The organism is Acinetobacter sp. AB03 (assembly GCF_058107045.1).
In genome coordinates this window covers 1303610-1310279 of sequence record NZ_JBUEBA010000002.1, presented here as the reverse complement: position 1 = coordinate 1310279, position 6670 = coordinate 1303610, and the positions used below count along the sequence as shown (strand labels likewise).

The window sequence follows — 6670 nt, the reverse complement described above, 5'->3', positions numbered from 1 at the left end:
AATATTTCAAACAATTACTGTTTTTAAAGCATCTGTAAATAAAAAGATCCATAACTATATGGGATTGATTGGAATCATTCTAATTCTGATTTATCTCAATGGTTGGAGGTTTATTTCTCAGCATGAAAGTATTGCGATTCTCCCCTCAGTCATACTCATCTTACTTAGCTTAGGCTATTTTTCACAGCAACATTCGCGTTTAAATCTATTGAAGGCGGCTTTAATTTTTGGGCTTTTAGTACTGGCCTATACGCAATACTATGACTTGAACACTCTGCAAAACTATTATGACAGCCTACATACAGGCGAAACATGGCAACAATATGGTGCTTTATAAAGCTCAAAAAAACATTAGAGTTTTCCTCTTATTTTAAGCACAAAAAAGCCAGCAATATCGCTGGCTTGATTCTTTTAGACTTTAGCGATGGGTATGAATCGACATCACGATGCCCATGCTCGCTAGCATGGTAATCACCGCGGTTCCGCCATAACTCATCAGTGGCAATGGATCACCTGTTACAGGTAAAATCCCACTTACCATCCCCGAGTTTAACAATACAAAGAAGAAGAACGTTAAGCCCACAGCACCCGCATATAAACGCCCAAAATTATGGAAGCTGTTCATACCAATAATCAAACAACGAATGATAATGGCCGCAAACAAACTAAACAGCAAGAACACCCCAATAAAGCCAAACTCTTCCGCATACGTCGACATAATGAAGTCGGTATGGTGCTCAGGCAAATACCCTAAATGTGACTGCGTGCCTTCTGTGAATCCCTTCCCCATTAAACCACCTGAACCAATGGCAATTTTGGATTGGATAATATTCCAACCAGCACCCAATGCATCCGACTCTGGATCAAATAAAGTGAGCACTCGCTTTTTTTGGTACTCTTGCAAAAAGAACATCCAAAGTAAGGGAGCCACAACAGCCAACGCACCACAGGCCAAAGCAATGAGCCGCCAAGAGATACCGCTGAGGAAAATGACGCACACACCAGGAATCAAGAGACCTAGGTTTAAGTCGGGCTGTAAAGCTGCCAATAAAAACGGCAACATCATGATACCCAACGAAATCACAATATGCATAAACTTCGGCGGGAATGCGCGGCCTGCAAAGTACCACGCCATCATCAAAGGCATGGCAAACTTCATAAACTCAGAAGGCTGCATGCTACCAATACCAGGTAGACTAATCCAACGTCTGGCTCCCATGCGGGTTTCCCCCACCACCAAGACCAATACCATTAAAATCACAGCAAAGATGAAAAAATAAGGACTAATGGCCTGATAGACCTTGGGTGGGATTTGTGCACAGATAATCATCACAATGAAGCCCACAGCAAAGCTCGTGCCTTGGCGAAACACCATGCCCATATCTTGCGCTGAAGCACTATAAATGACCAACAACCCCAACACGGCATTTAAAATAAGAAAACATAAAAGCCATGGATCTAAATGTAATTTAGCCCAACGAGATGAGTCATGTTTAATGCTTCTACCGTCACGTAAAGACTGACGTAAAAAACGATACTGCTGTGATGGTATCATTTGCGTAAATTGAATGAGCTAAAGACAGGGCAAATTATAAGTTCAAAGTGTTTTAGATAACATCATTCAAACCCATATTTCTGTAGTTTTAGCTCAATAAATCCAAATAATTTTTATTGTGCCGCCAAAATCAGGCGCGCAAGCTCAAGGTCATCTGGATAGGTAATTTTAATATTATCGGAGCGCCCTTGTACAACTTGAACCTTTTCACCAACAAACTCTAAAGCACTGGCTTCATCAGTAATTAAGGCTTGTGCCTCTAGTGCATGTTCAATTGCTTTTTTCAGCACCCCCAGTTTAGCAATCTGCGGGGTTTGTGCCTGCCAAAGCTGTGAACGATCAACGGTTTCTTGAATATCTTGCGCCAAGATCACACGCTTTAAAGTATCTCTTACAGGAATAGCTAAAATCGCCCCTGTATTGGACTGAATAGCAGTATCAAACAGTTTGAATAAACAATCCTGCGTGACACATGGACGTGCAGCATCATGCACAAAGACCCAGTCGTCAGCATCAGCGATTGTGGAAAGATAATGGAGTGCATTGAGCACTGAGTCTACACGCTCAGCACCACCTTCACAGAAATGTGCTTTTTCCATGTTGGTAAAAGGCAAACTTTGAGCGACATCATCATCTGAACCAATCGCCAAAACATAGCCCTGTAAAGGCAATTGGTTAAGACGTAAAACCGTATGTTCAAGTACGGTCTTTTGTCCAATCATTTGATATTGTTTTAGTTCAGTTTGAGAAAAGCGACTACCCGAGCCAGCAGCAGGAATAATAGCCCACAATTTATGGGGTAGCTGGAGGGGTTTCAGGCTCATCGTCTTCATTGGTTCGCAAATCAATTTGGGCGTTAGGGTTAATATAAACAGGCTTATATTGAGTACTGATGGTACTCATTTGAATAAACGTTTCTCGAGGTTTGATTAAACCCAAGTCCAAGCGCGCATGCTCTTCAATGGCTTCAATACCATTTTTCAAATCATACACTTCTGCCGCCAAGACACGATTACGTTCTTTTAAGTCGTTATTAATTTCAGTTTGTTGTTGGATTTTTTGTGTGAGTTGCAAATGGACTTGATAACCACCCTCACCAAACCAGTATAAATACTGAAACCCTGCGATCAAAATGATCGCAAGGCCTAGTAGTACTTTACTCATCAACGAGTCGAATACATTGAACATTGACATCAGTCGCTTAGTTTAAACCTTTAAACTCAGCTTTACCGCGGTAAGCAGCATTTGTCAATTCTTCAATACGAAGCAATTGGTTGTATTTCGCTACGCGGTCAGAACGACAAAGTGAACCTGTCTTGATTTGACCAGCAGCAGTACCCACCGCAAGATCTGCAATCGTAGAATCTTCAGTTTCGCCGGAACGGTGTGAAATCACTGTAGAGTAACCATTTTCTTTCGCAAGATAGATTGCATCTAGAGTTTCAGTCAACGTACCAATTTGGTTGTATTTAATTAAGATAGAGTTACCCACTTTCTCATTAATACCACGTTGAAGGATTTTCGGGTTTGTAACGAACAAGTCATCACCCACCAACTGGATTTTGTCACCAAGGATTGATGTCAAGTAAGACCAACCTTCCCAATCTGACTCATCTAGACCATCTTCAATAGAGATAATTGGATATTGGTTTACAAGTCCAGCCAAATAGTCAGAGAACTGGTTGCTTGTGAATGCTTTATTGCCTTCACCAGCAAGGATGTACTGGCCATTTTTGTAAAATTCTGAAGACGCACAGTCAAGCGCAAGCATAATGTCAGAACCTGCTTTGTAACCCGTTTGACCAATCGCTTCAAGAATAACTGTGATTGCTTCTTCGTTTGAACGTAAGTTCGGCGCAAAACCACCTTCATCTCCTACAGCAGTGTTTAAACCTTTTTTGTTTAAAACTGATTTTAGAGAATGGAAGATTTCAGCACCCGCACGTAATGCTTCAGAGAATGAAGTGAAGCCCACAGGCTCAATCATGAACTCTTGAATATCCACATTATTGTCTGCATGCGAACCACCATTGATGATGTTCATCATTGGTACAGGCATAGTCAAAATGGTTTGACCACGTAAGTCTGCGATGTATTGGAAAAGAGGAATTTTCTTTTCATCAGCAGCAGCACGTGCAGCAGCTAGTGATACAGCTAAAGTTGCATTCGCACCCAATTTTTCTTTGTTTTCAGTACCATCAAGTTCGATCATCGTGTTATCGATGTCTTTTTGTTCAAATACTGATTTGCCCACTAAAGCATCACGGATAATCGTGTTTACGTTGTTAACCGCAGTTTTAACACCTTTACCCAAATAGCGTGCTTTGTCACCATCACGAAGTTCTAAAGCTTCACGAGAACCAGTTGAAGCACCAGATGGTGCACATGCACGGCCAACTACGCCAGATGCTAAGATTACGTCTGCTTCGATGGTTGGGTTACCACGAGAGTCCAAAATTTCACGTGCACGAATGTCAACGATTTGGCTCATGAACAATTCCTCAGTTGATTAATAACGAGATGCTTTAGATGGCATCAATGAGTTTATAATTTAGTGTGTATCTAGCTTTTTGAAACCTTTAACCAAGGTGTCCAATTCTTTTAGCTGCGCCAAGAAAGGCTCAAGTTGAGACATACGCAACGCGCATGGTCCATCACACTTGGCTTTTTCTGGGTCTGGATGCGCTTCTAAGAATAAACCTGCTAGACCTGTTGCCATTCCCGCGCGAGCAAGTGTCGTGATTTGCGCACGGCGACCGCCCGCAGAATCTGCACGACCACCCGGAGTTTGAAGCGCATGGGTTACATCAAAGAACACAGGGACATTCATTTCTTTCATGATGTCAAAGCCCAACATATCTACAACCAAATTGTTGTAACCAAATGCCGAACCACGTTCACAAATAATGAGCTTGTCATTCCCTGCCTCTAAACACTTATGCAAAATATGGCGCATTTCATGAGGTGCAAGGAATTGTGCTTTTTTGATGTTAATGATGGCATCCGTTTTGGCCATCGCTTCAACCAAATCCGTCTGACGACTTAGAAAAGCAGGAAGTTGAATAATATCCGCAACTTCCGCTACAGGTGCAGCTTGGTAAGGTTCATGTACATCAGTAATAATGGGTACATTAAAATGTTTTTTAATGTCAGCTAACCACTCAATCCCTTTTTCTAGGCCTGGCCCTCGAAACGAGTTCAAGCTTGAACGGTTGGCTTTATCAAAACTGGCTTTAAATACGTAAGGAATCTCCAAACGCTTGCAGATATCGACATAGGTCTCTGCAATTTCAAAAGCCAAATCTTTAGACTCAAGTACGTTCATTCCGCCGAATAGTACAAATGGCAAGTGGTTTGCCATTTGTATATCGCCTAAACGTACAATTTCTTGTGGTTTTAATTGTGACATTTAAACTTCCTAGTTTATTGCTTAACCCCAATTACTTCGCTTTTTTGTACTGTGCTTTCGCAGCATCAATAAAACTAGCAAATAATGGGTGTCCATCACGTGGTGAACTTGTAAATTCCGGGTGGAATTGTACAGCAATAAACCAAGGATGTTGAGGAATTTCAACTGTTTCTACTAAGTGCTGTACAGGTGAATAGCCCGAAATTTTCATGCCAGCTTCTTCAAGCGCTGGAATAAAACGGTTATTCATCTCATAGCGGTGACGGTGACGTTCAATAATATCTGCTGAACCATACACTTCACGTGTTTTAGTCCCTTCAACCAATTCTGATTTTTGAGCACCAAGACGCATCGTACCACCAAGATCAGAGTCAACATTACGCTGTTGAACTTCACCGCGCTCATCTAACCATTCAGTGATTAGACCAATCAATGGAGACTTAGTCGAACGATTGAATTCAGTCGAACTCGCGTCACTAATACCCACGACATTACGTGCATATTCGATCACAGCCAACTGCATACCTAAACAAATACCCAAGAATGGAACACCATTTTCACGTGCGAATTTAATCGCTTGCATTTTCCCTTCAGTACCACGTTCACCAAAACCACCCGGTACCAAGATTGCATCCATATCTTTCAATACTTCATTGACATCTTGGCTTTCAAGTTCTTCAGCATTGACATAGTCAATTTGAACTTTAACGCGATTTTGAATGCCCGCATGTAAAAGCGCTTCATTTACAGACTTATACGCATCTGGAAGTTCAACATACTTACCAACCATTGCAACACGTACAGTGTATTCAGGGTTTAGTAGTGCTTCTACAACATTGTCCCAGTCTGTTAAATCAGCTTCAGGCAAGTCATTGAAACCAAAACGTTCACAGATTAAGTCGTCAACATTTTGTTCATAGAATGTACGCGGAATTTGGTAAATGCTGCGCGCATCTTTACACACCACAACTGCACGTGCTTCAACGTTTGTGAACAAGGCAATTTTACGGGTCGTGTCTGCATCAACATCATATTCAGTACGACAAATTAAAATGTCAGGCTGAATACCAATCGATAACAATTCTTTTACCGAGTGCTGAGTTGGTTTAGTTTTCAACTCTGCCGCAGATTTGATATATGGAAGCAAAGTTAAGTGCATAAGCATAGTGCGCTTATGACCTAGTTCAACCATAAGTTGACGTACCGATTCCATGAATGGGAGAGATTCGATGTCACCTACTGTGCCGCCAATTTCAACAATCGCAACGTCATAACCTTCGCCTGCACGAAGTACACGTTCTTTGATGTTGTCTGTAATGTGTGGAATAACTTGAACAGTTCCACCAAGGTAGTCACCACGGCGTTCTTTATTTAAAACGTCTTGGTATACGCGACCAGATGTAAAGTTATTTAACTTGGTCATTTTCGCACGACGCAAGAAACGTTCGTAATAACCCAAGTCTAAATCGGTTTCTGCACCATCCTCTGTGACAAAAACTTCACCATGTTGGAACGGGCTCATAGTCCCTGGATCGACATTAATGTATGGATCCATTTTTACCATGGTTACTTTTAATCCACGGGCTTCTAAAAGCGCAGCAACTGAAGCAGCTGAAATACCTTTACCTAGTGATGAAACTACACCACCAGTCACGAAAATAAAATGGGTCATTGGGTTTCTCGTACAATCGAGCCTAATTCGGCCT

7 protein-coding genes are annotated in these 6670 nt (G+C 41.6%); 1 reads left to right on the top strand and 6 read right to left on the bottom strand.

From position 1 onward, the window contains the following. Positions 1-337: hypothetical protein (locus tag ACY3FQ_RS06715; RefSeq protein WP_489773729.1), on the top strand; the 337-nt coding region annotated here is incomplete at its 5' end. Positions 338-418: 81 nt separating this feature from the next. Here the strand turns inward: ACY3FQ_RS06715 and rodA are convergent. The 6 genes from rodA to pyrG all read right to left on the bottom strand — a co-directional run bounded on the left by rodA (position 419) and on the right by pyrG (position 6636). After that, positions 419-1555, bottom strand: coding sequence for a rod shape-determining protein RodA (rodA, locus tag ACY3FQ_RS06710; protein WP_058869803.1), 1137 nt, complete (start codon positions 1553-1555; stop codon positions 419-421). A 113-nt stretch (positions 1556-1668) separates the two neighbouring features. After that, entirely contained in the window at positions 1669-2379 is a 711-nt protein-coding gene (gene ispD, locus ACY3FQ_RS06705; RefSeq protein WP_058869804.1) for a 2-C-methyl-D-erythritol 4-phosphate cytidylyltransferase, read from the bottom strand. Beyond that, complete coding sequence (locus ACY3FQ_RS06700; protein WP_396127221.1) at positions 2348-2749, bottom strand: septum formation initiator family protein; 402 nt, start codon at positions 2747-2749, stop codon at positions 2348-2350. Before ACY3FQ_RS06700 ends, ispD begins: the two co-directional genes overlap by 32 nt. A gap of 7 nt (positions 2750-2756) precedes the next feature. Continuing rightward, entirely contained in the window at positions 2757-4046 is a 1290-nt protein-coding gene (gene eno / locus ACY3FQ_RS06695; RefSeq protein WP_004696631.1) for a phosphopyruvate hydratase, read from the bottom strand. Between the two features lie 60 nt (positions 4047-4106). Further along, the gene (gene kdsA, locus ACY3FQ_RS06690) at positions 4107-4964 is read right to left on the bottom strand and encodes a 3-deoxy-8-phosphooctulonate synthase (RefSeq protein WP_005401052.1); all 858 of its coding nucleotides are present in this window, start codon (positions 4962-4964) and stop codon (positions 4107-4109) included. Positions 4965-4995: 31 nt separating this feature from the next. After that, on the bottom strand, positions 4996-6636 hold the full coding sequence (pyrG, locus tag ACY3FQ_RS06685; protein WP_004696627.1) for a CTP synthase: 1641 nt from the start codon (positions 6634-6636) through the stop codon (positions 4996-4998). Positions 6637-6670: the final 34 nt, after the last annotated feature.

Coding starts and splice junctions, on each gene's coding strand:
- rodA (WP_058869803.1), bottom strand. CDS start 1,555: ATGATACCATCACAGCAGTATCGTTTTTTACGTCAGTCTTTACGTGAC.
- ispD (WP_058869804.1), bottom strand. CDS start 2,379: ATGAGCCTGAAACCCCTCCAGCTACCCCATAAATTGTGGGCTATTATT.
- ACY3FQ_RS06700 (WP_396127221.1), bottom strand. CDS start 2,749: ATGTCAATGTTCAATGTATTCGACTCGTTGATGAGTAAAGTACTACTA.
- eno (WP_004696631.1), bottom strand. CDS start 4,046: ATGAGCCAAATCGTTGACATTCGTGCACGTGAAATTTTGGACTCTCGT.
- kdsA (WP_005401052.1), bottom strand. CDS start 4,964: ATGTCACAATTAAAACCACAAGAAATTGTACGTTTAGGCGATATACAA.
- pyrG (WP_004696627.1), bottom strand. CDS start 6,636: ATGACCCATTTTATTTTCGTGACTGGTGGTGTAGTTTCATCACTAGGT.